General features: G+C 66.8%; 20 protein-coding genes and 2 tRNA genes. 15 read left to right on the top strand and 7 right to left on the bottom strand.

Annotation, left to right across the window (positions count from 1 at the left end; all coding sequences use genetic code 11):
• Positions 1-28: 28 nt before the first annotated feature.
• The 3 genes from DIZ26_RS25760 to DIZ26_RS25750 all read left to right on the top strand — a co-directional run bounded on the left by DIZ26_RS25760 (position 29) and on the right by DIZ26_RS25750 (position 2,196).
• Positions 29-466: a nitroreductase family deazaflavin-dependent oxidoreductase gene (locus tag DIZ26_RS25760; protein ID WP_112245942.1), complete on the top strand. Its 438-nt coding sequence runs from the start codon at positions 29-31 to the stop codon at positions 464-466.
• Between the two features lie 128 nt (positions 467-594).
• A complete protein-coding gene (locus tag DIZ26_RS25755) occupies positions 595-1,326 on the top strand; it encodes a CDP-alcohol phosphatidyltransferase family protein (protein ID WP_112245939.1) in 732 nt (243 codons plus the stop codon).
• The gene (locus DIZ26_RS25750; RefSeq protein ID WP_112245936.1) at positions 1,327-2,196 is read left to right on the top strand and encodes a hypothetical protein; all 870 of its coding nucleotides are present in this window, start codon (positions 1,327-1,329) and stop codon (positions 2,194-2,196) included.
• Here DIZ26_RS25750 and DIZ26_RS25745 read toward each other — a convergent pair whose 3' ends face one another.
• A complete protein-coding gene (locus tag DIZ26_RS25745; protein WP_112245933.1) occupies positions 2,197-3,384 on the bottom strand; it encodes an AAA family ATPase in 1,188 nt (395 codons plus the stop codon).
• Between the two features lie 32 nt (positions 3,385-3,416).
• The gene (locus tag DIZ26_RS25740; protein ID WP_232828595.1) at positions 3,417-4,328 is read right to left on the bottom strand and encodes a LysR family transcriptional regulator; all 912 of its coding nucleotides are present in this window, start codon (positions 4,326-4,328) and stop codon (positions 3,417-3,419) included.
• Positions 4,329-4,378: 50 nt separating this feature from the next.
• Here DIZ26_RS25740 and DIZ26_RS25735 point away from each other — a divergent pair, with 50 nt between their 5' ends.
• Together DIZ26_RS25735 and DIZ26_RS25730 are read left to right on the top strand one after the other, a co-directional pair.
• Positions 4,379-5,329, top strand: a complete 951-nt coding sequence (locus tag DIZ26_RS25735; protein WP_112245927.1) for a Gfo/Idh/MocA family protein — start codon at positions 4,379-4,381, stop codon at positions 5,327-5,329.
• Positions 5,326-6,264, top strand: a complete 939-nt coding sequence (locus tag DIZ26_RS25730; RefSeq protein WP_112245924.1) for a quinone oxidoreductase family protein — start codon at positions 5,326-5,328, stop codon at positions 6,262-6,264. The genes DIZ26_RS25735 and DIZ26_RS25730 overlap by 4 nt, the downstream gene beginning before the upstream one ends.
• 49 nt (positions 6,265-6,313) lie before the next feature.
• Here DIZ26_RS25730 and DIZ26_RS25725 read toward each other — a convergent pair whose 3' ends face one another.
• Positions 6,314-8,170, bottom strand: a complete 1,857-nt coding sequence (locus tag DIZ26_RS25725) for an ABC transporter ATP-binding protein (RefSeq protein ID WP_112245921.1) — start codon at positions 8,168-8,170, stop codon at positions 6,314-6,316.
• Positions 8,167-9,831 (bottom strand): ABC transporter ATP-binding protein, encoded by a 1,665-nt coding sequence (locus DIZ26_RS25720; protein ID WP_232828594.1) that lies wholly within the window; start codon positions 9,829-9,831, stop codon positions 8,167-8,169. Before DIZ26_RS25720 ends, DIZ26_RS25725 begins: the two co-directional genes overlap by 4 nt.
• Before the next feature lie 386 nt (positions 9,832-10,217).
• Here DIZ26_RS25720 and DIZ26_RS25715 point away from each other — a divergent pair, with 386 nt between their 5' ends.
• The gene (locus tag DIZ26_RS25715) at positions 10,218-10,940 is read left to right on the top strand and encodes a transporter substrate-binding domain-containing protein (RefSeq protein WP_112245915.1); all 723 of its coding nucleotides are present in this window, start codon (positions 10,218-10,220) and stop codon (positions 10,938-10,940) included.
• A gap of 26 nt (positions 10,941-10,966) precedes the next feature.
• Positions 10,967-11,437 (top strand): GNAT family N-acetyltransferase, encoded by a 471-nt coding sequence (locus tag DIZ26_RS25710; RefSeq protein WP_157979811.1) that lies wholly within the window; start codon positions 10,967-10,969, stop codon positions 11,435-11,437.
• A 455-nt stretch (positions 11,438-11,892) separates the two neighbouring features.
• Here DIZ26_RS25710 and DIZ26_RS25700 read toward each other — a convergent pair whose 3' ends face one another.
• Complete coding sequence (locus DIZ26_RS25700; protein ID WP_157979810.1) at positions 11,893-12,507, bottom strand: TetR/AcrR family transcriptional regulator; 615 nt, start codon at positions 12,505-12,507, stop codon at positions 11,893-11,895.
• 81 nt (positions 12,508-12,588) lie between these two features.
• On the opposite strand from DIZ26_RS25700, the gene DIZ26_RS25695 reads away from it, so the two are divergent.
• The 3 genes from DIZ26_RS25695 to DIZ26_RS25685 are packed head-to-tail and all read left to right on the top strand — an operon-like array spanning position 12,589 to position 13,848.
• Complete coding sequence (locus DIZ26_RS25695; RefSeq protein WP_112245904.1) at positions 12,589-13,137, top strand: cupin domain-containing protein; 549 nt, start codon at positions 12,589-12,591, stop codon at positions 13,135-13,137.
• 31 nt (positions 13,138-13,168) lie between these two features.
• On the top strand, positions 13,169-13,462 hold the full coding sequence (locus tag DIZ26_RS25690; RefSeq protein ID WP_112245902.1) for a hypothetical protein: 294 nt from the start codon (positions 13,169-13,171) through the stop codon (positions 13,460-13,462).
• 56 nt (positions 13,463-13,518) lie between these two features.
• Positions 13,519-13,848 (top strand): hypothetical protein, encoded by a 330-nt coding sequence (locus DIZ26_RS25685; protein ID WP_112245899.1) that lies wholly within the window; start codon positions 13,519-13,521, stop codon positions 13,846-13,848.
• A gap of 979 nt (positions 13,849-14,827) precedes the next feature.
• Here DIZ26_RS25685 and DIZ26_RS25680 read toward each other — a convergent pair.
• Positions 14,828-14,901, bottom strand: a tRNA-Gly gene (locus DIZ26_RS25680).
• A 107-nt stretch (positions 14,902-15,008) separates the two neighbouring features.
• Here DIZ26_RS25680 and DIZ26_RS25675 point away from each other — a divergent pair.
• The 5 genes from DIZ26_RS25675 (at position 15,009) to clpX (ending at position 19,727) form a co-directional block, all read left to right on the top strand.
• Positions 15,009-15,081, top strand: a tRNA-Pro gene (locus tag DIZ26_RS25675).
• Between the two features lie 77 nt (positions 15,082-15,158).
• Positions 15,159-16,547 (top strand): trigger factor, encoded by a 1,389-nt coding sequence (gene tig, locus DIZ26_RS25670; protein WP_112245897.1) that lies wholly within the window; start codon positions 15,159-15,161, stop codon positions 16,545-16,547.
• A gap of 443 nt (positions 16,548-16,990) precedes the next feature.
• Positions 16,991-17,614, top strand: a complete 624-nt coding sequence (locus DIZ26_RS25665) for a ClpP family protease (protein WP_112245895.1) — start codon at positions 16,991-16,993, stop codon at positions 17,612-17,614.
• A 28-nt stretch (positions 17,615-17,642) separates the two neighbouring features.
• On the top strand, positions 17,643-18,254 hold the full coding sequence (locus tag DIZ26_RS25660) for an ATP-dependent Clp protease proteolytic subunit (RefSeq protein WP_112245893.1): 612 nt from the start codon (positions 17,643-17,645) through the stop codon (positions 18,252-18,254).
• Between the two features lie 177 nt (positions 18,255-18,431).
• On the top strand, positions 18,432-19,727 hold the full coding sequence (gene clpX / locus DIZ26_RS25655; RefSeq protein WP_112245890.1) for an ATP-dependent Clp protease ATP-binding subunit ClpX: 1,296 nt from the start codon (positions 18,432-18,434) through the stop codon (positions 19,725-19,727).
• Between the two features lie 351 nt (positions 19,728-20,078).
• Here clpX and DIZ26_RS25650 read toward each other — a convergent pair whose 3' ends face one another.
• Positions 20,079-20,579 carry a hypothetical protein gene (locus tag DIZ26_RS25650; protein ID WP_112245887.1) on the bottom strand — a complete coding sequence of 167 codons (501 nt, stop codon included), beginning with the start codon at positions 20,577-20,579 and terminating at the stop codon, positions 20,079-20,081.
• Positions 20,580-21,957 lie beyond the last annotated feature (1,378 nt).

Here is a 21,957-nt window from a genome sequence, read left to right as displayed (position 1 = left end):
GGACATGTCACCCGCTACGATCGGTGACATGTCAACCGAAAACGAATACGCCCCCAGCCCGACCGATTGGGTTCGCGAGACGGTCGAGAAGATCGAGACGACCGGCAGCACCGAGACCGCCGGCTTCAACGGTATGGGCGTCATCCTGATGACCATGCGTGGCGCCAAGTCCGGCAAGATCCGCAAGGTGCCGGTGATGCGCGTCGAGCACGACGGCGTGTACGCCGCGGTCGCGTCGCTCGGCGGAGCGCCCAAGAACCCGGTCTGGTACAACAACCTCAAGGCGGACCCGAAGGTCCTGGTGCAGGACGGCACCACCACCAAGGAGTACGTCGCCCGTGAGATCGAGGGCGAGGAGTACGACCTGTGGTGGAAGCGGTCCGTAGCCGCGTACCCGGACTACGCGGAGTACCAGAAGAAGACCAGCCGGAAGATCCCGCAGTTCGTGCTGGAGCCCGTCGACTAACGCAACGGCAGGTGGTGGCAGGAGGAGCACCCCGCTTGTGAGACGCTGGCGGCGGCCGGTTTTTGTTACCTGGCACGACGCCTTGCGTCGACCGAGTTCTGGGAGTCCTCCTGACCACACACGACGCGGTGCGGGAACCGTTCGTCTACTCGACGCGGTTGCGTCTGGCCGGACTTGCACTGCATGCCTACACAGCGAGCGGAACGGTGCTCGCGCTGCTCATCGTGATCGCGGCGATCGACGGCGACGCGGTCCGGGCGCTCTGGCTCGGCCTGGCCGCGCTGTGGATCGACGGCACCGACGGAATGATCGCGCGCCGCCTGCGGGTCAAGGAGACGATCCCGTGGTTCGACGGGGCGATGCTCGACAATATCGTCGACTACCTGACCTACGCCTTCGCGCCGATCGTGTTGCTGTGGACCGGCAACTACCTGCCGCACGGCTGGTACGGCGCGGTGCTCGCGGCGCTGCCGTTGCTTGCATCGAGCTACCAGTTCTGCCGGGTCGACGCGAAGACCGACGACCACTTCTTCCTCGGCTTCCCCAGCTACTGGAACGTGGTCGCGTTCTACGTGGTCATCCTCGGACTCGGCCACACAGCGACGGCGCTGATCCTGTTGATCTGCTCGATCCTGGTCTTCGTCCCGGTCAAGTACGTCTACCCCTCGCGCACCAAGGCGTTCCGCTCGATGAACCTGCTGACCACGCTGGTCTGGCTCGCCGCGTACGCCGTACTGCTGACCCAGATGCCGAATCCGAACTCGATCGTGATCGCGATCTCGCTCGCGTACCTCGTGTACTACGCGGCGCTCAGCCTCTATCTCACGTTCGTGTCTCCGCGCCGGACCAAGGCCGTCTGAGTGGTACTCGGTCTGGGCGCGGCCCTCGGAGCCGCGGTGCTCTTCGGCATCGCGGCGATCTTGCAGGCGGTCGGTTCGCGGCGGGTGCCGACGAGTTCGGAACTCGACCCGCGCCGGCTGGCCGGTTTCGTCGGCGCACTGCTCAGGCAGCCGGCTTTCCTCGGTGCGCTGGCGCTCAACCTGGCCGGCTTCGGTTTGCACTTCGTCGCGCTGCGACTGCTCCCGCTCTACCTGGCTCAGGCCGGGATCGCGGCGAGTCTGGTCGTCACCGCGCTGCTGGCCACCCGGTTGATGAGCGATCAGTTGAGCGCTGTCGAGTGGTCCGCGGTGATCGGCGTCTGCGTCGGACTCGGCCTGCTCGCGGTCTCGGCCGGTGACGCGGGAGACAGTGCTCGCCACCATGGTCTGACGATCGGGCTGATCATCGGATTGGTCTGCATCGCCGTACTGGGTGGGCTGCTGAGTCGCTCGAAGCACGGCATCGCGACCGCGCTGCTCGGCCTGCTGGCCGGTCTCGGGTACGCCGGGGTCGCGATCTCGGCCCGGCTGCTTCAGGACGGTTCGCTGAGCGACTTGCTCAGCGGGCCCACGACGTACACGCTCCCGGTCAGCGGTGCGCTCGCCTTCGTCCTGTACTCGCTTGCTCTCCAGCGTGGATCGGTCACGCTCGCGACGACGCCGATGATCGCGTTGCAGACCATCACTCCGGCTGCGGTGGGCGTCTTCCTCCTCGGCGACGAGGTCCGCTCGGGCTGGACGCTAGGTGCCGTCGCCGGGTTCATCGTCACCGCCATCGGCGCCCTCATCCTCGTACGCTTCGAAAGCGTCAAGGATCCCGAGGAACAGGTCCCGGCCGAGAACCTGCACTGATCAGCGGCTCGGCCACTTCCAGGGTGGTTCGTCCAACGGGCCCTGGCCTTCGAGGGCGGTCTGGCCGAAGGACTTCACCAGTTCGATCGTGCGGACGTCGAGATCGGACCCGGATTGCAGGGCGGCCAGGAACGGGCGCGAGTGCGTGACCACGATGACCTGGGTGTCCTTCGCGGCGGTGGCGACGAGATTCGCCAACGCGGGCAGGAGATCCGGGTGCAGACTGGTCTCGGGTTCGTTGAGGACCAGCAGGGCGGGCGGTCGCGGGGTCAGCAGAGCGGCCACCCACAGCAGATATCTGAGCGTGCCGTCCGAGAGTTCGGCGCCGGAGAGCGGTCGGAGTAGACCGTGTTGGTGGAAGGCGATCTCGAACCGGCCGGCGTTGTTACGGATTTCCACCTTGCTGCCCGGGAAGGCTTGCTCGATCGCGACGTCGAGGGCACCTTGCGGGCCGATCTCGCGGATGGTCTGGAGCGCGGCGGCGACGTCGGCGCCTTCCGGACCGAGGATCGTCGTACGGGTGCCGATCTGCACCTGACGAGCTGGTGCGTCGACGTCTGTGCGGAGGTGGTCGTAGAACCGCCACGACCGCATCCGCTCCCGCAGCATCAGCAGCTCCGGCGCCCGTTCCGGGTCGGCGAACTCGCTCAGCATGCTGTCGAACGGCTGCAATGCGTGCCCGCCGTCGTGCCACTTGCCGTCGCCGTCGCGGATCCGCACCCCACCGCCACCGCGCTCGACCAGCAGCGACGCGGGTCGCAGGAACGGCCCGGCCCACAGGGCCTCCCGCTTGATCTCCGGATCGAGGCTGAACGCCGAGGGCCGGCCGCGCTCGCCGCCCAGCGGCTGCGGTAGCCCGAAATCCATCGCGTAGCCGTAGTCCTCGGAGGCGAACCCCATCCGCAGGCTGACCGCCTTGCTGCGCACGGTGCCTTGCAACGGTTGCTCGCCCCGGCGGACGGCCGGCGAGATGTTCTCCGGGCCGGCCCACAAGGTCGACGACAATCCGCCCTCGCGGGCCAGCGCCGCCACGGCGCCGTTCCGCGACGCGTCCGCCAGCAATCTCAGCGCCCGGTACAAGCTCGATTTGCCGGTCCCGTTCGCCCCGGTCACCACGTTCAACCGGCCCAGTGGCAGCACGAGCCGCCGCAGCGAGCGGTAGTTCTCGATGGCCAGCGTGGTCAGCATGCCGGCCAAGCTACCGGGCCGCGCCGACAGAATCAGTGGGTCAGGTGGCTGAGGATCTTCTGCAGAAGCGGCGAACCCTGGGCGCCGGCCGGGATAGCGGCGAAGAGGTGGCGGCGGGGCTGCTGGCGCGCGACTGGCCGTAGTACGAGGGTCGGGGGCAGGTCTCGTTGGGCGAGGCGGGGGAGGAGGGCGACGCCGTGGCCGTGGGCGACCAGTTGGGTGACGGCCAGCCAGTCGTCCACCTGATAGCGGACGTCAGGGGTGAAGCCGGCAGCGGCGCAGGCCGTCGCGGTGATGGTGGCGCAGCAGCTGTTCGGACTGCCGGTGATCCAGGCATCGGAGGCGAGGTCGCGCAGGTCGATGGTGCGATCGGCGGCGTGCGGATGGGATGCCGGTACGGCGACGTCCAGCACATCGGGTCCTAGTTCGACCCGGTGATAGCGCGGGTCACCGAGTGTCGGTGAGCCGTCGAAACTGACCGCGATGGCGAGATCGACCTGGCCCGCGTCGAGCTGATCGAACAGCACTGGCGGTTCAGATTGCCGAAGTTTGACCACCAATTCGGGCGCCTCGGTGGCGAGGCTTTCCAGAGCTGTCGGTAGGAGACCGGCGAGCGCTGTGGAGAAGGCGCCGATCGTGACCGTCCCGCGGAGTGCCTCGTCCCAGGTCTGCAGGTCGTGGCGCGCGTGTTCGAGGTGCGCGAAGACCACGTCCGCGTGGCTCAGCAGAGCGTCGCCGCGGGGCGTCAGCACGATCCGCCGGCCGCTGCGACGGGTGACCGGAAAGCCGAGATCGTGCGAGAGGCCGGACAGCTGCTGAGAGACCGCCGACGGCGTCAGGTGCAGCGCCTCGGCCGTGGCGGTCACCGTGCCACGTTCACGGAACTCGCGCAGCACCCGCAGCCGGCGCAGATCGTCCATGAAGTCCGGACTTAACTTATCCATGCACAAACTGTAGATGGACTGAACCATCGTTGGCGCCCGACGATGGAGACATGAGCACAGATCCGATCCGGCTCGGCATCGTCGGCCTCGGCGCGATGGGCCACCGCATCCTCGAAGTCGCTTTGTGCCATCCCCGGTACGCCGTCACGCACGCCGCCGATCTCGACTCCGCGACCGTCTCGCGGTTGCAGGCGGCGCACCCGGGCGTCCTCTTCAGTACGGCGCCCGCCGCTGTGCTCGAGGCAGACGTCGACGCCGTTTATGTCGCGACGCCGCCGGCGACCCACGCGGGTCTCGTAGTACCGGCGCTCGAAGGCGGGAAGGCGGTGTTCTGCGAGAAGCCGTTGGCCATCTCGGCGGCGGACGCGGAGGCGATGATGTCGGCGTCGGTCGGACGGCCGACCGCGGTCAACTTCGCGCTCTCGGATCGACGCGCCACCCGCCACATCGAGCAGGCGCTGGCGGACGGCCTCGTCGGTGACGTGCTCGGGGTGGAGATCCGGTTGCATTTCCCGGTCTGGCCGCGGAAGTTCCAGGCGGACGCGACGTGGGTGGCCGGACGTGAGCAGGGTGGGTTCGTGCGCGAGGTGTTCTCACACTTCGCCTACCTGACCGATCGGCTGCTAGGCCCGCTCTCGGTGGTGCAGACGCGGCTCGATCATCGCGACGGCCCGAGCGAAGCCACGGCGTACGGGCTGATGCTGGCGGGCGACGTCCCGGTGGTGCTGACCGGATCGGCCGGCGCGCCGGGGCCCACGACGTACGAGTGGATCCTGCGCGGTAGTCGTCGGTCTTTCCTGCTTCGCGACTGGCGCGAGCTTTTCGTTGCCGAGGGCTACGAATGGGTGCCGGTCGAGCTGGCCGGCGAGGAGGGTTCGGAGTACAGCAGGCTCTCGCTCTTCGCCGAGCTCATGGATGGGAGGCCGTCCACTGATCTGGCCGATTTCGCCGCTGCAGAACGGGTTCAGCACGTTGTCGAGTCGTTTCACGGGCAGCGATGAGGCAGGTCGAGGTCCATGGTCCGGACGACTTGAGGATCGTCCATCGGCCGTCGAGGGCGCTCACGTCCGGCGAGGTGCGGATCGAGGTCGCGGCGATCGGGGTCAACTATCTCGATGTCCAGGAGCGCATCGGCCTTTATCCGCGGGAGTTCCCGTATGTGCCGGGTGGTGAAGGCAGCGGCACTGTCACCGAGATCGCGGACGACGTCACCGGCCTGCGAGTCGGCCAACGCGTTTGCTGGCAAGGCGTTCGAGGCTCGTACGCCGAGGAGGTGGTCGCGCCGGCTTGGAAGGTGCTACCGGTACCCGACGAGGTGAGCGACCAGGAGGCGGCCGCGATTCTGCTGCAGGGGCTGACCGCGCAGTACTTGGCCACCACCTCGTATGCGATCCAGCCCGGAGATGTGGTGGTGATCCATGCCGGCGCGGGCGGCCTCGGGCTGCTTCTCACCCAGGTCGCCAAACTCTGCGGCGCCCGCGTCATCACCACTGTCTCCAGCACTGCAAAGGCGGTGCTGTCGCTTGAGGCAGGCGCCGACCTGGCAGTCCCGTACGAGGAACTGCCGGCCGTTGCCGCCGGCAACGCAGCAGTCGTCTACGACAGTGTCGGTCAGGCGACCTTCGAGGACTCCCTGGCCTGCTTGAAGAAACGAGGCACTCTCGTATTGTTGGGCCAGTCCAGCGGACCAGTGCCCCCCTTCGACCTCAGCCGCCTCGGCCGCCTCGGCTCCCTCACCATCACCCGCCCCACCTTGAGCGATTTCGTCAGCACCCCCACCGAACTCCACGACCGCACCTCCGCCGTCTTCAACTGGCTAGCGACCGGCCGCCTACGCCTTCGCATCGGCGCCACCTACCCCCTGACCCACACAGCCGAAGCCCACGCCGCACTCGAAGCCCGCACCACAACAGGCAAGGTGCTCCTGATCCCGTGAAATGACACCGGCCCCTCCCGATTGCCGGGAGGGGCCAGTCGTGGATGGATCAGGCCAGGGACTCTTCCCAGGCCTGGTGGAGGCCGGCGTAGTTGCCGCCGGTGGTGATGAGGTCGGCGGGGGAGCCGTCCTCGATGATGTGGCCGTGTTCGAGGACGATCACCCGGTCGGCCGTCTCCACGGTGGACAGGCGGTGGGCGATCACGATGGCGGTGCGTTCAGCCAGGATGGTCCGCAGCGCGCGCTGGATCAGCCGCTCGCTCGGGATGTCCAGGCTGGAGGTCGCCTCGTCCAGGATCAGTACGGCCGGGTCCGCCAGGAACGCCCGGGCGAACGCGACCAGCTGACGCTGCCCCGCGGACAGCCGGTTACCGCGCTTCTCGACCGCGGTCTCGTAGCCATTCGGCAGCTTGGTGATGAACTCGTGCGCGCCGATCACCTTGGCCGCCTCGACGATCTCGTCCATGGTGGCCGTCGGCTTGCCGAACCGGATGTTGTCGGCGACCGTGCCGGTGAACAGGAAGTTCTCCTGCGTCACCATCACGACCCTGGTGCGCAGATCGTCCTCGGTCAGATCGCGCAGGTCGACACCGTCGAGCAGCACGTGGCCACCGGTCGGGTCGTAGAACCTGGACACCAGCTTGGCGATCGTGGTCTTGCCGGCGCCCGTCGTACCGACCAGTGCCAGCGTCTGCCCGGCCGGTACGTCGAGGTCGAGCCCGGGCAGGATCGGTACGCCGTCGACGTACGAGAACTGCACGTTGCGCAGTTCGAGGTGACCCCGGGCGTTGCCGGGCCGCGCGGGCTCGAGCGGTTCGGCGACGTCGGGCTTCTCGTTGAGTACGCCGGACAGCTTCTCCAGCGCGGCACTCGCGGACAGGAAGGTGTTGTAGAACTGCGAGATGTCCTGCAGCGGCTCGAAGAACTGCCGCAGGTAGAGCAGGAACGCGGTCAGCACGCCGACGGTGACGTGACCGTGGTACGCCTGCCAACCGCCGTACGCGAGGATCGCGACGATCGTGATGTTGCCGACGCCCTTGATCGACGGCATGAAGATCGCGTTGATCCGGAACGACTCGAGGTTCGCCTCGCGGTACTTGTCGTTGACCTCGTGGAAGATCTCCTCGTTGCGCGGCTCCCGGCGGAACGCCTGTACCGCGCGGATGCCCTGCATCGACTCGACGAAGTGCACGATCACCAGTACGACGGCCTCGCGCGTCCGCCGGTAGACCACGGCCGACCTGCGACGAAACCAGGCCGTCAACAGGAACAGCACCGGGAACGACAACAGCGCAAGCAGGCCGAGCCTGATGTCCAGCGTGAGCAGGAGAACCGCCGTACCGACCAGAGTCAGCAGCGCGGTCACCAGACCGTCGAAGCCGGTCTCCAGCATCTCGTCGATGACATCGACATCCGAGGTCAGCCGGGAGATCACCCGGCCCGAGGTGTACTTGTCGTGGAACGACGGGCTGAGCCGCTGGAAGTGGTCGAACACCCGTCGCCGCAGGCCGAGCAGGATCGTCTGCCCGAGCCGGCCGGACCGCATCAGGAACACCTGCCGGGCGCCGGCCTGGATCAGCGCGGAGGCCAGCACGACGAACACGATCGTGACGAGGGTCTTGCTGCCCTCCCCAGCCAGGATCGGCGGGATGCCCTTGTCGATGCCGAGGTGGACCAGGTACGGCACCGACAGCCGGGCCGCGTTCTCCACGACAACGATGACGATCAGCAGCCAGATCATCTTCTTGTAGGGCCGCAGCAGTTCACCGAGCAGCTTGCGCGACTGTTCCTTCAAGCGGAGAGTCGTTGCCCTCGACAACTCGTCGTTGCCCTCTTCGGCGTACCCGCGCCAGGAATCGTTCTGCTGTTCGACCGTCGGCTGAGGTGTTTGCTGGGTCGTCGTCATGCGTGCACCTCCTCCTCTTCGGCCGCGAGCAGCGTCCGGTACGCCGGAACGGTCGCGAGCAGTTCGCCATGAGTACCGACGTGGGTGATCGTGCCGTCCTGCAGCAGCGCCACCTGATCGGCCAGCATCACCGTCGACGCCCGGTGCGCCACCACGATGCCGGTGGTCGCGGCGAGCACGTTGCGCAGCGCCTCCTCGACCAGGGCCTCGGTGTGGACGTCCAGCGCGGACAGCGTGTCGTCGAGCACCAGTACTGCGGGTCGCGCGAGCACCGCACGAGCAAGCGCGAGTCGTTGCCGCTGGCCACCGGACAACGACATGCCCTGCTCGCCGACGCGGGTGTCCAGTCCCCACGGCAGGTCGTTGGCGAAGGTCGCCTGCGCGATCTCCAGCGCCTGCTGCACGTCCTCCTCGGAGGCGTCCGGCCGGCCCAGCGTGATGTTCTCCCGAGCGCTCATGGAGAACAGCGTGGGGTCGTCGAACGCCGACGCCACCGCGCTGCGGAGTGACGCGAGAGTGAGGTCGCGTACGTCGTGGCCGTCGATGGTGATCCGCCCGCCGGTCACGTCGTACAGCCGGGGGACCAGGGCGGTCAGGGTGGTCTTGCCGGATCCGGTCGCGCCGACGAGGGCCAGCGTCGTACCGGGTGGCAGGTCCAGGTTGATGTCGTGCAGGACGTCGTCGGAGTCGGGGGAGAACCGGAAGCTGACGTTCTCGAACCGCAGGTGGCCGCGCGGGTTCACCAGTTCGTCCGGGCCGTCGGTGATGGTCGACTCGGTGTCCAGGATCTCGCTGATCCGGTCTGCCGACGTCATCGCCTCCTGGGCCATCGCCAGGATCGTGCCGAGCGATTCGACCGGCCAGATCAGCGACAGCATCAGCGTGATGAAGGCGACCAGCGTGCCCAGCGTGATCGAGTGCCGGCCGACGGCGAGTGCGCCGAGCAGCAGCACGATCACCAGGGTCAGGTTCGGGATCACCTCCAGGAAGGTCCAGAACCGCGACGCCAGCCGGACCTTGTCCACCGACGTCTCGTAGAGCTTCACCGCGCCGTCGTCGAACTGCTTCTTCACGTGCTCACGACGGCCGAAGGCCTTGATCACCCGGAAACCGACCGCGGACTCCTCGATCCGGGTGGCCAGGTCGCCCTGCTGGTCCTGCACCCGGCGGGAGATCGCCAGGTACTTCTTCTCGAACTTCAGCGACACGATGATGATCGGCGCCGCGGCCACCAGGACGACGACACCGAGCGGCCAGTAGAGCCGGAGCAGCAAGATGGTGACGACCACCAGCTGCAGGATGTTGATCACCAGGAACAGCAGGCCGAAGCCCATGAACCGGCGGATGATCGACAGGTCCGAGGTAACCCGGGAGAGCAGTTGCCCGCTCTGCCAGCGGCTGTGGAACTCCATCGGGAGCGCTTGCAACCGGACGTACAGGTCGTGCCGCAGGGTGGCCTCGAGGTCGCTGACGGTCTTGGACTGGGCCCACCGGCGCATCCAGACCAGCAGGACCTCGCTGATGCTGAGGCCGAGGGCCAGCAGCCCGAGCGGGAGGAGCAGGCTGATCTCGCGGCGGGTGACCGGCCCGTCGATGATCGCCCGGGTGACGAGTGGAACGGTCAGGCTGACACCGACGCCGAGAATGGCGGTCGAGAACATCGTCAGCAGGCGCCAGCGGTGCGGGCGCAGATAGGGGCGGAGTCGCCAGAGATTCTGGCTCCGCCGGTGGTTACGTTTCGAAGGGGCAGCAATCGACGGCGCTTTGACAGGTGGCTCTGAGGGCATCTGGAGGGGCGCACTTCCCAACATGCTCGGCACGGAAGGGGGTCTGCGGCCGGAAAACGGCGCAATTTCAAGTATCCCCCAGATGGGTAACCGCTGTCCCCCGAATTCCATTCCCCGGTGAACGATTGCCGCTTCCTGCATGGGTAGCCGCGGCAACTAGCGGTGACCGGGCTCTCAGTCATTACGAGTCGTGATCAGTACTGCGGCCGGCTTCTGCCGCACCCGTTCGGCCCCGGCGGCTCGCTTGTAGGGTCGGCGGCATGCTGAATGGGAGTGACGCGGTGGTCAAGGATCTGGCTGCGGACGGTGTGCTGCGAGCTTCGATCAATCTGGGGAATCCGGTGCTGGCCCAGGGGACGGCCGAGCAGCCGGCCGGGGTGACCGTCGACATCGCGCGCGAGATCGGTTCCCGGCTCGGCGTACCGGTCGAGCTGATCTGCTTCGACGCGGCGCGCAAGTCGTTCGAGGCGATGACATCGGGCCGGGCGGACATCTGCTTCCTCGCGATCGACCCGGCTCGCGAGGCGGAGGTCGCCTTCACCGCGCCGTACGTGGTGATCGAAGGCGTGTACGCCGTACCGCGGGAGTCGTCGATCCGCTCCGCCGCCGACGTGGATCGGCCCGGGATCCGGGTCGGCGTGAAGCGCGGATCGGCGTACGACTTGTATCTGTCCCGCACGCTCCAGCACGCGACCGTCGTCCAGGACGAGGAGGGCACCACCGCCTTCCGTACCCACAACCTCGAGGTCGCCGCCGGCATCCGCCAGCCGATCACCGACTACGTGGCCTCGCACCCCGACCTCCGCGTCATCCCCGACCGCTTCATGCAGATCCAGCAAGCAGTCGGTACGACGAAGTCCCGCTCGCCGGAGACGATCGCCTTTCTGCGGGCCTTGGTCGAAGAGCTGAAATCAACCGGTTTCATCGCCGCCTCGCTGACCCGCTCCAACCGCCCCGACGCCACCGTCGCCCCGCCCGCATGATCCTGGAGACCCCACGTCTTCGACTGATGCCGTTGGGGCCGGAGCACGCTGTCGCCCTTTGGAACGTGTACTCCGATCCCTTGGTCGCGCGCTATGTCGGCGGCGACTCGTTGACCCCCGACACCACCCGCGAGCAAACCGAGCGCTGGGCCCGAACGTGGACCGACCACGGCTACGGCCAGAGCGCAGTCATCCTGCGGTCGACCGGTGCGTTTCTGGGCCGCATCGGCTTGTCCATCTGGCCCGACTGGAACGAGACGGAACTCGGCTACGCCCTGTTGCGCTCTTCCCAGGGCCAAGGCCTGGCCCAAGAGGGTTGCCGAGCCTGGATCGACTGGGCTGCCACAAACCTCCCCGACGACCACCTGATCGCAGTCATCAACCCCCTCAACACCCCCAGCCTCCGCCTCGCCGCCCGCCTCGGCTTCACTCCCTCCCGCCACGAAACCGTCAACGACATCGAGGTCACAGTCCACCGCCTCAACCTCCCCCGCTGACCTCGAGCCCACGCCGGACCACGTGAAGGTTCCGCCTCGAGCCGTCGGGCTACAGCGGATCGACCCAGATGGGGCGATCGAAAACGGATGCGGGATTACAGGCATCACCTGCCCTTGGTCTCTACCTGCCGCGATCTTGACGAGTGGTGAAGAGCCGGTAGAGGCCCGTTGTGAGCGCGGCGATTCCCGCGCCTACGACCGGCAACGCTGACACGCCGAATACTGGAACGTCGTTGGCTATCAGCACCACGCCCACGACGATCACGACGCCACCCACAACGACCCCTCGCCAGCCCTGAGCTTTGCGCCTGTCCATCTCGCTCCCCGCTCATTCGGCTGCCCGATGAAGGGGCCAGATCCTCGCCAATCGTGGTCCGCTGCCTCAACTTGAACCGTATCGTCGAGGCGGCCGTCGCGGCCGCCCGCGATCCGAAGAACCCGACTCAGCTGCGGGTTCAGGCGTTCTCGATTGCCGCCGCGACGGTGGCGAGCATGAGGTGGGCGGCTTCGTCGTCGCTGAGTCCGCCGACGATGCACAGGGAGTGCCAGGTCCGGAAGTCCACAGCGTGTGCGAGGGCGGCTTTGAGTCGCCGGCTCTTCTTGCCAGGTGCTCGAAAGCCCTGGCGGAGGATCTCCACCCGCGTCTGCTGATCCTGAGCCAGGAACCGGCTGACGAACTCGGGCATGACGTGCAGATCGCGGTGGATCTTCGTCATCATCGGCTCCGCGCCCCGAGCCCACCGGTAGGTCTGCGACAGCGCAGTACGCAGTCGATTCATCGGGTCGTCGATGGACACCCAAGCCGCGGCATCCGGCCGCGGGTGCAGGCCTCGCCAGTGTGCTGAGCACGCCTTCACCAACGCCTCGTCATCGGGGAAGTGCCGATAGACGGTCAGACGCGTCACACCGGCCAGTTCGGCGATGGCAGACACAGTCGTGGCGGCAGGCCCAACCTGTTCGTGTAAGCGCGTCGTCGCTTCGGTGATGCGCAGGCGGGTCTCGTCGACGCGCTCCTGGCGCGCCCGCAGGGTGTAACCGCGGGGTGCCGGTACGTCGGGCTGCGCAGCCAAGCATTGACTCCTTGATCGGGGAGGCGTACACCTGATTTCACTATACATCGCTGTTCAGCGAAATCAGCGGGGGAGAAGCAGATGAATTCATCACCGGTCCCGACGACCCTCGAACAGGCCACCGCGGCAGCCCGCGCGCTCCCACTGACGGTGCTGCAGGGTCCGCACGCCCCCGACAGGTCCATCGGTTCCATCGGCGTCGGCTTCCGCCTGGGCGGCGAGGAGACGGGCGGTCAGCTGGCCATCGTCGAACATCCGTTCCCGGTCGGCGCTCTGGTCCCGCCGCACGTGCACACCCGCGAGGACGAGTTCTCGATCGTCACCGCCGGCACGATCGGATTCCGCTCCGGCCCCGACGAGGTCGTCCTCGAAGCAGGCGGCTACATCGCCAAGCCCCGCGGCGAACTGCACACGATGTGGAACGCCGGCGACACCGAAGCGCGAATGATCGAGATCATCACGCCCGCCGGCTTCGAACACTTCTTCTTCGAACTAGCCGAACTCGTTGCAGCCGGCCCCCCGAACCCCACCGACCTGGAAACCCTCGCCACCGCCTACGGCCTCTTCATAGACCCCACTTGGGTCCCCGACCTGATGCACCGCTACAACCTGAACTCTCCTTTCGGCTGAGCATCCCGACGCAGCGGGAGACACTGACGCCGTGGACACCTCAAACGGCTGGCATTTCCGAGCGATCGTGCTTGAGGGCGCCCCCGTGGACATCGCCGGCGTCAACCCATGGCAGGCAGAATGGGAGCCCATGCCAGTCGGAAGCGTTGTGGTCGCCGACCCGGCCCACCCCACCCAGCAACACACCATCACCGTCTACCGGCTCTCCGGCGCAAAACCGCCCACCTTCTTCGCTGCAGGCGAGTTCTCGAACGCGGTCTGGGCCTTCTACGAACCCACACAATCAACGCGGGAATTCTTGCTGACCCACTGCGTCAGCGGGTGACGAAACTCGGACTCGTGTAGCCAGTTCGAAAGCAGGACGTGCTGGATGATTGCCGGATGCGAAGAAGAGAACGTCGCGGCGAGGAGTTGGCCACGCGGGCGAACGTGGTCCTCATCCAGTGTGCGTTGGCCAGTATTCGCACGACTGCGTATCTTCGCCGAGATCCCGGACTCTTCTCGGGCGTAGTCGTCGACGACTACCACGAGCTGATCCGATCGCTGGCGGACACTGCCGCCAGTCTCCCTGGTTCTCTCCGCGCTGACACAAGGCAGACGCCCGCTGAAGGCCTGCAGTACGCGTGGGACAGCTCGAACGAGCTAATGCGCCGCTGGATACGGGAAACCCTCGCGAGTGAAGGCATCTTGCTCGACGATCTCGTCTCCTGACGCCGCTCCGCAGGCCCCAGGGTTCCGCCATGACCGATGACAGCGTTCGCGCCCGGCTCGTGCGGGCCGTCTGGCGGGACATTCGTTCCATCTACGAGGTCAACAGCCGACCCGACTGGACTGGAGGGGCGAGACTTCTTTGCCTAGGCACCCGTCTGCCGGCCTCGGGTCATCTGGCTGAGGGCAGTCCACGCTGAGGGCAGTCGACGCTGCCGGCGGCATTGATCCGTCAGCACACGACGACACAGGTCGCAGGAGAGACCGCAGACCGCCCGCGTGCCCCCCGCGCGGCCAGTGAGGGTCTCCACGCATCTGGGCAAGCCCACCGTGCGTTCGGACAAGGCAGCGGAGGTGCGACGGAGGAGCGCCGTAGCTCGGGGTGGGCAGCGGCGACGGAGGAGCCGCGTGGGCGGCTCTTCCTCGGCGTACGAGGCGGAGCGGGTGACGACGCCGAGAGGCCGGGCAACTTACCCTGGAGCGGTGGAGCCTGAAGGCACGGTCATTGTCCTGGTGCTCTTACTGGTTCTCCTCGTACGGGCCATCGGCTATCCCAGCGAACCATGGTGGTCCCGTTGGGCATCCATCGCGATTCTGGCCGTGTGGGCTCTCCTCGACCTTGTGGGAGTCGACTTCATCACTGGACCAGCGGCGGTGCTTTTCGTCGCTTCGCTGGTACTCCACGTCAGTTGGCGACTCGGCGAACGAGGTCGGCCGTGGACGATGCCCAGACGCCGCAGAAACTCTCCCGGTGAGGTGCACTGACGCCATGCCTGCCCCGTCCCACTGATGGGCTGCCAAGCGGCCTGTCCGGCACATGGGTACGCCGGACGGTGCGCCTTGATCCATCAGAGCCAACTCGGCAGTTCTAGCGGCGTGAGGATCGGAGACCCGTCCGACAGATGAACCCGTGCGTTCGGACGAAGGCAGCGGAGGTGCGACGGAGGAGCCGCGTGGGCGGATGCTCCTCCGTCGGACGGGGTGGAGCGGGTGACGAGAATCGAACTCGCGTAGCCAGTTTGGAAGACTGGGGCTCTACCATTGAGCTACACCCGCGTGCGTGTTGAGCGCTCGGACATGATTCCACATCCTCGGCGCCGGGCCCAATTCAGGGGTCGGGGCGCGAGCACTGGTTTTCGTCCACTAGACTCGTGCGGTCACTGCGGGGCGTAGCGTAGTGGCTAGCGCGCCTGCTTTGGGAGCAGGAGACCGCAGGTTCGAGTCCTGTCGCCCCGACAAACCCCTGCAGCACCCTGCAGCGTGGCCTGCCCGGTCACGGCTGTGAACGTCACCAACCAAGGAGAACCGCCACCGTGAAGAGCACCGTCGAGTCCTTGAGCCCGACCAAGGTCAAGCTCATCGTCGAGGTGCCGTTCGAGGAGCTCAAGCCGAGCCTCGACGCGGCGTACAAGAGCATTGGCAGCCAGATCGTCGTGCCGGGCTTCCGCAAGGGCAAGATCCCCCCGCAGGTGATCGACCAGCGGGTCGGGCGCGGGCCGGTGCTCGAAGAGGCGATCAACGACGCGCTGCCGAAGCTGTACTCGCAGGCTGTCCAGGACAACCAGGTCAAGGCGATCGGCCGGCCTGAGGTCGACGTGACCGAGTTCAACGACAAGGAGAGCCTGCAGTTCTCCGCCGAGGTCGAGGTCCGCCCGGAGATCACGCTGCCGGACCTGGACGGGATCGAGGCGTCCGTCGAGGACATCGCGATCAGCGACGACGAGGTGACCGAGCAGATCGAGGCGCTGCGGCAGCGGTTCGGTTCGCTGAACCCGGTCGAGCGCGCGGTGGCCGACAAGGACTTCATCACGATCGATCTGTCCGCCACCAAGGACGGCGAGAAGATCGAGGAGGCGCAGGCCACCGGATTGTCGTACCAGGTCGGCAGCGGACAGCTGCTGGACGGTCTCGACGAGGCCGTGATCGGCCTGTCCGCCGGCGAGTCCGCCACGTTCACCACCCAGTTGGTCGGTGGTGAGCTGAAGGGCGAGGACGTCCAGGTCGAGGTCACGGTGACCGCGGTCAAGGAGCAGGAGCTGCCGGCGTACGACGACGACTTCGCGCAGACCGCGTCGGAGTTCGACACCGCCGACGAGCTGACCGCCGACGTGCGTGCCCGGCTGGAGCGTGGCAAGCGCCTCGAGCAGGCCGGCGACGCCCGCGACGCGGTGCTCGAGAAGATCCTGACCATGGTCGACGTGCCGGTCCCCGACGGCCTGCTGACCGACGAACTGGCCGCCCGCAAGGAGAACCTCGAGCAGCAGCTCGGGTACTCCGGGATGACCTTCGCGCAGTTCCTCGAGGGTGAGGAGCAGACCGAGGAAGAGTTCGACGAGGACCTGAAGAAGCGTTCCGAGGACGCGATCAAGGCCCAGTTCGTGCTCGACATGGTCGCCGAGCAGCAGCAGCTGAGCGTCAACGACCAGGAGCTGACCGAGCACATCGTCCGGCACGCGCAGCGTTCCGGTGTCAGCCCGGACCAGTTCGCCCAGCACGCGGTCGAGAACAACCTCGTCCCGAGCCTGGTGTCCGAGGTCGTCCGCGGCAAGGCGCTCGCGCACCTGGTCGAGAACGCCAAGGTCACCGACGCCTCCGGCAACGTGGTCGAGCTCAAGACCCTGCAGCCGGACGGCACCTACGCCGACCCCGAGGCTGAGGTCGCCGCCGACGAGACCCCGGCCGAAGAGCCCGCCAAGGCCTGACAGCCCCGAAACACCCGCAACGGCCCGGATCCCTTACGGATCCGGGCCGCTGCCTTTCCCGTACTACGTCCTGCCGCACGTCGCAGCGAACGGTGCGCGACGCCACGCAGTACGAGGACGGTGACGCACGTAATGCGTTGCCCTGCTGCAGGTCGCAGCGGAGGGGGCGACGTCACGCAGTACGAGGAAGATTGCGCTCGTACTGCGTTGCCCTGCCGCACGTTGCAGCGGAGGTGCGCGGCGGCACGTAGTACGAGGGAAGATGCAGCCTGTACTGCGTGGTGCTCTGCCACCTGTTGCAGCGGGTGACCCCGGGGTGCGGCTTCGTAGTGCGAGGCTGGTGGGGTGGGTGGGAATTCGCTGAGGGCAGACACAGTGCGCCGTGAGCGAACACTTGCCGACCGGCCTCCGGTCTGTCGACGGCGACCAGTAATGTCGGCTTCGTGAACGAGACATTTGCAGCCAGCCCCACCGCAGCGGGCGGCAACGGATCCGGCGGACTCGACGACCACATCTATCAGCGCCTGCTGAGCAACCGGATCATCTTCTTGGGGTCCGAGGTTCGCGACGACAACGCGAACGCGATCTGTGCTCAGATGCTGCTCCTCAACGCAGAGGACCCCAACAAGGACATCTGGCTGTACATCAACTCGCCGGGTGGTTCGGTGGACTCCGGCATGGCGATCTACGACACCATGCAGTGGATCTCCAACGACGTCGCCACCGTCGGGATGGGCCTGGCCGCGTCGATGGGGCAGTTCCTGCTCTGCGCCGGCGCGAAGGACAAGCGCTTCGCCCTCCCGCACGCGCGGATCATGATGCACCAGCCGTCCGGCGGGATGGGTGGAACGGCCTCCGACATCAAGATCCAGGCCCAGCAGTCGCTGCACATCAAGGCGCAGCTGTTCAAGCTGATCGCCGAGCACACCGGCCAGGCGCTCGAGCAGGTCGAGACCGACGCCGACCGCGACCGCTGGTTCACCGCTGACCAGGCGAAGGACTACGGCTTCATCGACCACGTCGTGGCGAGCGCCGCTCAGCTGAGCAGCGGCAGCCCGAACTCCTGATCTCCCACTCCGTAGTAAGGACAAACCCATGAACTACTTCATCCCGCAGTGGGAGGAGCGCACGTCGTACGGCATGCGCCGCGTCGACCCCTACACCAAGCTGTTCGAGGAGCGCACGATCTTCCTCGGCACGCCGATCTCCGACGAGATCGCGAACGCCGTGATGGCGCAGCTGCTCTGCCTGGAGTCGATGGATCCCGACCGCGACATCAGCATCTACATCAACTCGCCGGGCGGCTCCTTCACGGCGCTGACGGCGATCTACGACACGATCCGCTACATCAAGGCCGACGTCCAGACGGTGTGCCTCGGCCAGGCGGCCTCCGCTGCCGCGGTACTGCTCGCCGCCGGTACGCCGGGTAAGCGGATGGCCCTGCCGAACAGCCGGATCATCATCCACCAGCCGGCCACCGAGGGCACCTACGGCCAGTCGAGCGACATCGAGATCCAGGCGAACGAGATCCTGCGGTTGCGCTCGCTGCTGGAGAAGATGCTGTCCGACGCCAGCGGGAAGTCGCTGGAAGAGGTCTCCCGTGACATCGAGCGGGACAAGTTCCTCACCGCCGAGCAGGCCGTCCAGTACGGTCTGATCGACTCGGTCCTGGAGTCGCGGAAGACTCCGGTCGGCGTCGGCGCCTGAGTTTCTCGACAGTGCGGTGGTGCCGCCGCCTGGAGTGCTGCACGTTCGCCACGGGCGTAGTCACGACGCGTGCGAGAGGGCAGCGTTCGGACTCCAGGCGCGGTACCGTCGGAATCTAGGTTCGAGACGAACTCGGCTCGACCCGGCCTCAGCTAGTGAGAGAAGGGATCTGTCCCGGTGGCACGCATAGGTGACGGCGGCGACTTGCTCAAGTGCTCGTTCTGCGGGAAGAGCCAGAAGCAGGTCAAGAAGCTCATCGCCGGTCCCGGCGTCTACATCTGCGACGAGTGCATCGATCTCTGCAACGAGATCATCGAGGAAGAGCTGAACGAGGGCTCCGAGGTCGGTCTGACGGAGCTGCCGAAGCCCCGCGAGATCTATGACTTCCTCAACGCCTACGTCGTCGGACAGGACGTGGCGAAGAAAGCCCTCGCGGTGGCTGTCTACAACCACTACAAGCGGGTGCGCGACGGGCAGGCCTCGTCGACGGCCGGCCGGCACGCCAAGGACGAGGCAGTCGAGCTCGCGAAGTCGAACATCCTGCTGATCGGCCCGACCGGCTGCGGCAAGACCTACCTGGCGCAGACCCTGGCCCGGATGCTCAACGTGCCGTTCGCGATCGCCGACGCCACCGCCCTCACCGAGGCGGGTTACGTCGGTGAGGACGTCGAAAACATCCTGCTGAAGCTGATCCAGGCCGCTGACTACGACGTCAAGAAGGCCGAGACCGGCATCATCTACATCGACGAGGTCGACAAGATCGCCCGCAAGAGCGAGAACCCGTCGATCACCCGCGATGTCTCCGGCGAAGGCGTCCAGCAGGCGCTGCTGAAGATCCTGGAAGGTACGACGGCCAGCGTCCCGCCCCAAGGCGGTCGCAAGCACCCGCACCAGGAGTTCATCCAGATCGACACCACCAACGTGCTGTTCATCGTCGGCGGCGCGTTCGCCGGACTGGACCACATGGTGGAGCAGCGGGTCGGCAAGAAGACGCTCGGGTTCAGCATGTCGCGCGAGACCGAGAAGCCGCGCGAAGCCGGAACGTACGCCGACGTGATGCCGGAGGATCTGCTCAAGTTCGGGCTGATCCCCGAGTTCATCGGCCGTCTCCCGGTCATCACCACCGTGTCCCCGCTCGACCGGGACGCGTTGATCAAGATCCTGTCCGAGCCGAAGAACGCGCTGGTCAAGCAGTACCGGCGGCTCTTCGAAATCGACAACGTCGAGCTGGAGTTCAGCGACGACGCGGTCGAGGCGATCGCCGACCAGGCACTCCTTCGCGGCACCGGCGCTCGCGGTTTGCGCGCCATCATGGAGGAGGTGCTCCTCAACGTGATGTACGAGGTGCCCAGCCGTGAGGATGTCGCGAAGGTCGTCGTCACCGGCGAGGTCGTGCTGGAGAACGTCAACCCGACCCTGATTCCCCGCGACCAGATCGAGCGCAAACGCGAACGCCGCGAGAAGACCGCCTGACGCTCTCTCGAGGGAGCTTCACACAATCGCGTGAGGAGGCCGGATCCGCCGCAAGGTGGGCCCGGCCTCCTTTCACAGGCAGATGTTGTTCACGGCGAGCTGGTGCCGGCTGTCCGCGGCCGCGATTTCCTTGCTGACCTAGTTGTCGAGCGTGATGAACCTGCCTAGCTCGCGCAGGAAGGCGTACTCCGGTGTGCTCCGCGACCCGCTCGGAGCCGCTTGAGACATGACCTCGTAGCTTCGCCGGGGTCGGCCGACCGAGAAGGTTGCCTTTGGCATCGTCCTCGGTCGAGCCGCGCAAACCCTGCCTGCTAGTTCCACTCTGCCTGTTAGTCATCCAAACCGTGCCTGCTACTTCATTGCGTCGAAGGCTTCGTTGGAGACTGCTCCAACGTCGTCGACGGTTGCTCCGTCGTTCGCCGCCTGGGCGATGACTGTCAGGCGTTGGGATCCCCGGTAGCACTGCGCAGGCAGGTTGCCGATCGACTCGACGCAGGTGGACTTGCCGACCGTCTTCACCTTGTCCGGTGTCGCCCCCGAGTCCTTGATCGTCTTGTCGATGTCGACCTTGCCGCGCAACGCGATCAGTACGAACAGCCGCTTGCCGTCAAGATTCCCGTACGCCTCGACCGTCACCTGCTTGCCGTCGTTGATCCTGCTCAGCGCCTGCCGCGTCTGGTCCAACTGCAACTGCCCGCGAATGTCCGGATCCGTGATCCGCTCCAACCCCGCCAACTTCGCCGGCGGCGTGATCCCCCGCGCCGTATTCAACCGACTCAACGGCCCGAACCCACCGAAGTACCCGAACCCAGCAAGCAACAGCAAAACCAGCACCACACCCCCCACAGTCACCCACGGATTCCTCCGCAACTGCACCTTCTTCTTGCCCTTCCCCTCACCCTCCCCAGCCTTACTCTTCGCCCCTCCAGCCCCAGCCCCAGCACCGGCTGTCGTCGCCCCGCCAACCCCACCAGCCTTACCCTGCGACCCTCCGGCTTTAGCTCCCGCTGTCGTCGCCCCGCCAACCCCACCAGCCTTGCCCGGCGCCCCTCCGGCTTTAGCAGGCGCTGTCGTCGCACCGCCAACCCCGCCAGCCTTACCCTGCGACGCTCCAGCTGCAGCACCGGCGATAGCGCCACCTCCAACCCCAGCAGGCGAGCCCGGCTTGGTGGTTTCGCCGGTCGAGCCTGGCGTTGTTGTGCTGGTGGTGTTTGGGATGGCGGTTGTGCTGGTCGGTGTGCCGGCGGGTGAGTCGGGCTTGGTGGTTTCGCTGGCCGTGCCAGGTGTTGTTGTGCTGGTGGTGTTTGGGGTGGCGGTTGTGCTGGTCGGTGTGCCGGCGGGTGAGCTGGGCTTGGTGGTTTCGCCGGTCGAGCCAGGTGTTGTTGTGCTGGTGGTGTTTGGGGTGGCGGTTGCGCTGGTCGGAGTACCGGTGGGGGAGCCAGTCGGGGGCGTCGACGGGGGTGAGGTAGGTGCGGTGGTTGCTGGTGGTGCGCTGGGTGTGGTTCCGGAGTTTGTCGAGTTGGCGGGGGCTTTGGCCGAAGGCGCGGTTGGTGAGCCGGGCTTGGACGGGTCGCTGGGGGAATCGGGCGCAGTGGGTGCAGGAGGTGTGCTTGGTGCGGTGGTTGCGGGCGGGGTGGGGGTTGCTGAGGTGGCCGCGGGTGGTCAGCGGGTGAGCTTGGCGTGGGGCTGGGGGTTGCCGGGCTCGGGGTGGTTGTGGTGTTGGCGGGTGTGGGTTGTGGAGTGGGGGCGTTGGCGGACGGAGGAGCGGTGTCGTTGGAGGTGGGGGCGGGGCGGAGGGGGGTTTGTTTGGGGAAAGGGGTTTGGGCGGGGAGAGGCGTTTGCTTCGGGAGGGGCGTTTGAGCGGGCATGGGGGTTTGTTGGGAGGGTGACTTCGCGGCTCGACCTGTGGGTCCGCTTGGTGCGGACGGCTGGGAACGGGTGGAAGGAGTCGTGGACGCGGCGTCGGCTGGCGGAGCTGAGGCGGTGGCGGGTGCGTCGGCTGGCGGAGCTGAGGCGGCGGTGGCGGGTGCGTCGGCTGGCGGAGCTGAGGCGGCGGGGGTTGCCTCGGTGGGTGGAGCTGAGGTGCCGGGGGTTGCGTCGGTGGGCGGCGTTGAGGCGGTGGTGGGTGTGTCCGCGGGTGTTGCCGGTGTGGGGGTGGACGTGCTCGCACTGGATGGGGGAGTGCTGGGGGCGGTTGCCTTTGAGGTGGGGTGTTCCGCAGCGAAGGGGA

This window comes from Kribbella monticola (genome assembly GCF_003261635.1).
In the GTDB taxonomy this organism is placed as follows: Bacteria; Actinomycetota; Actinomycetes; order Propionibacteriales; family Kribbellaceae; genus Kribbella; species Kribbella monticola.
The sequence above is the reverse complement of the archived record's forward strand: the minus strand, read 5'-3'. Positions and strand labels throughout refer to the sequence as shown.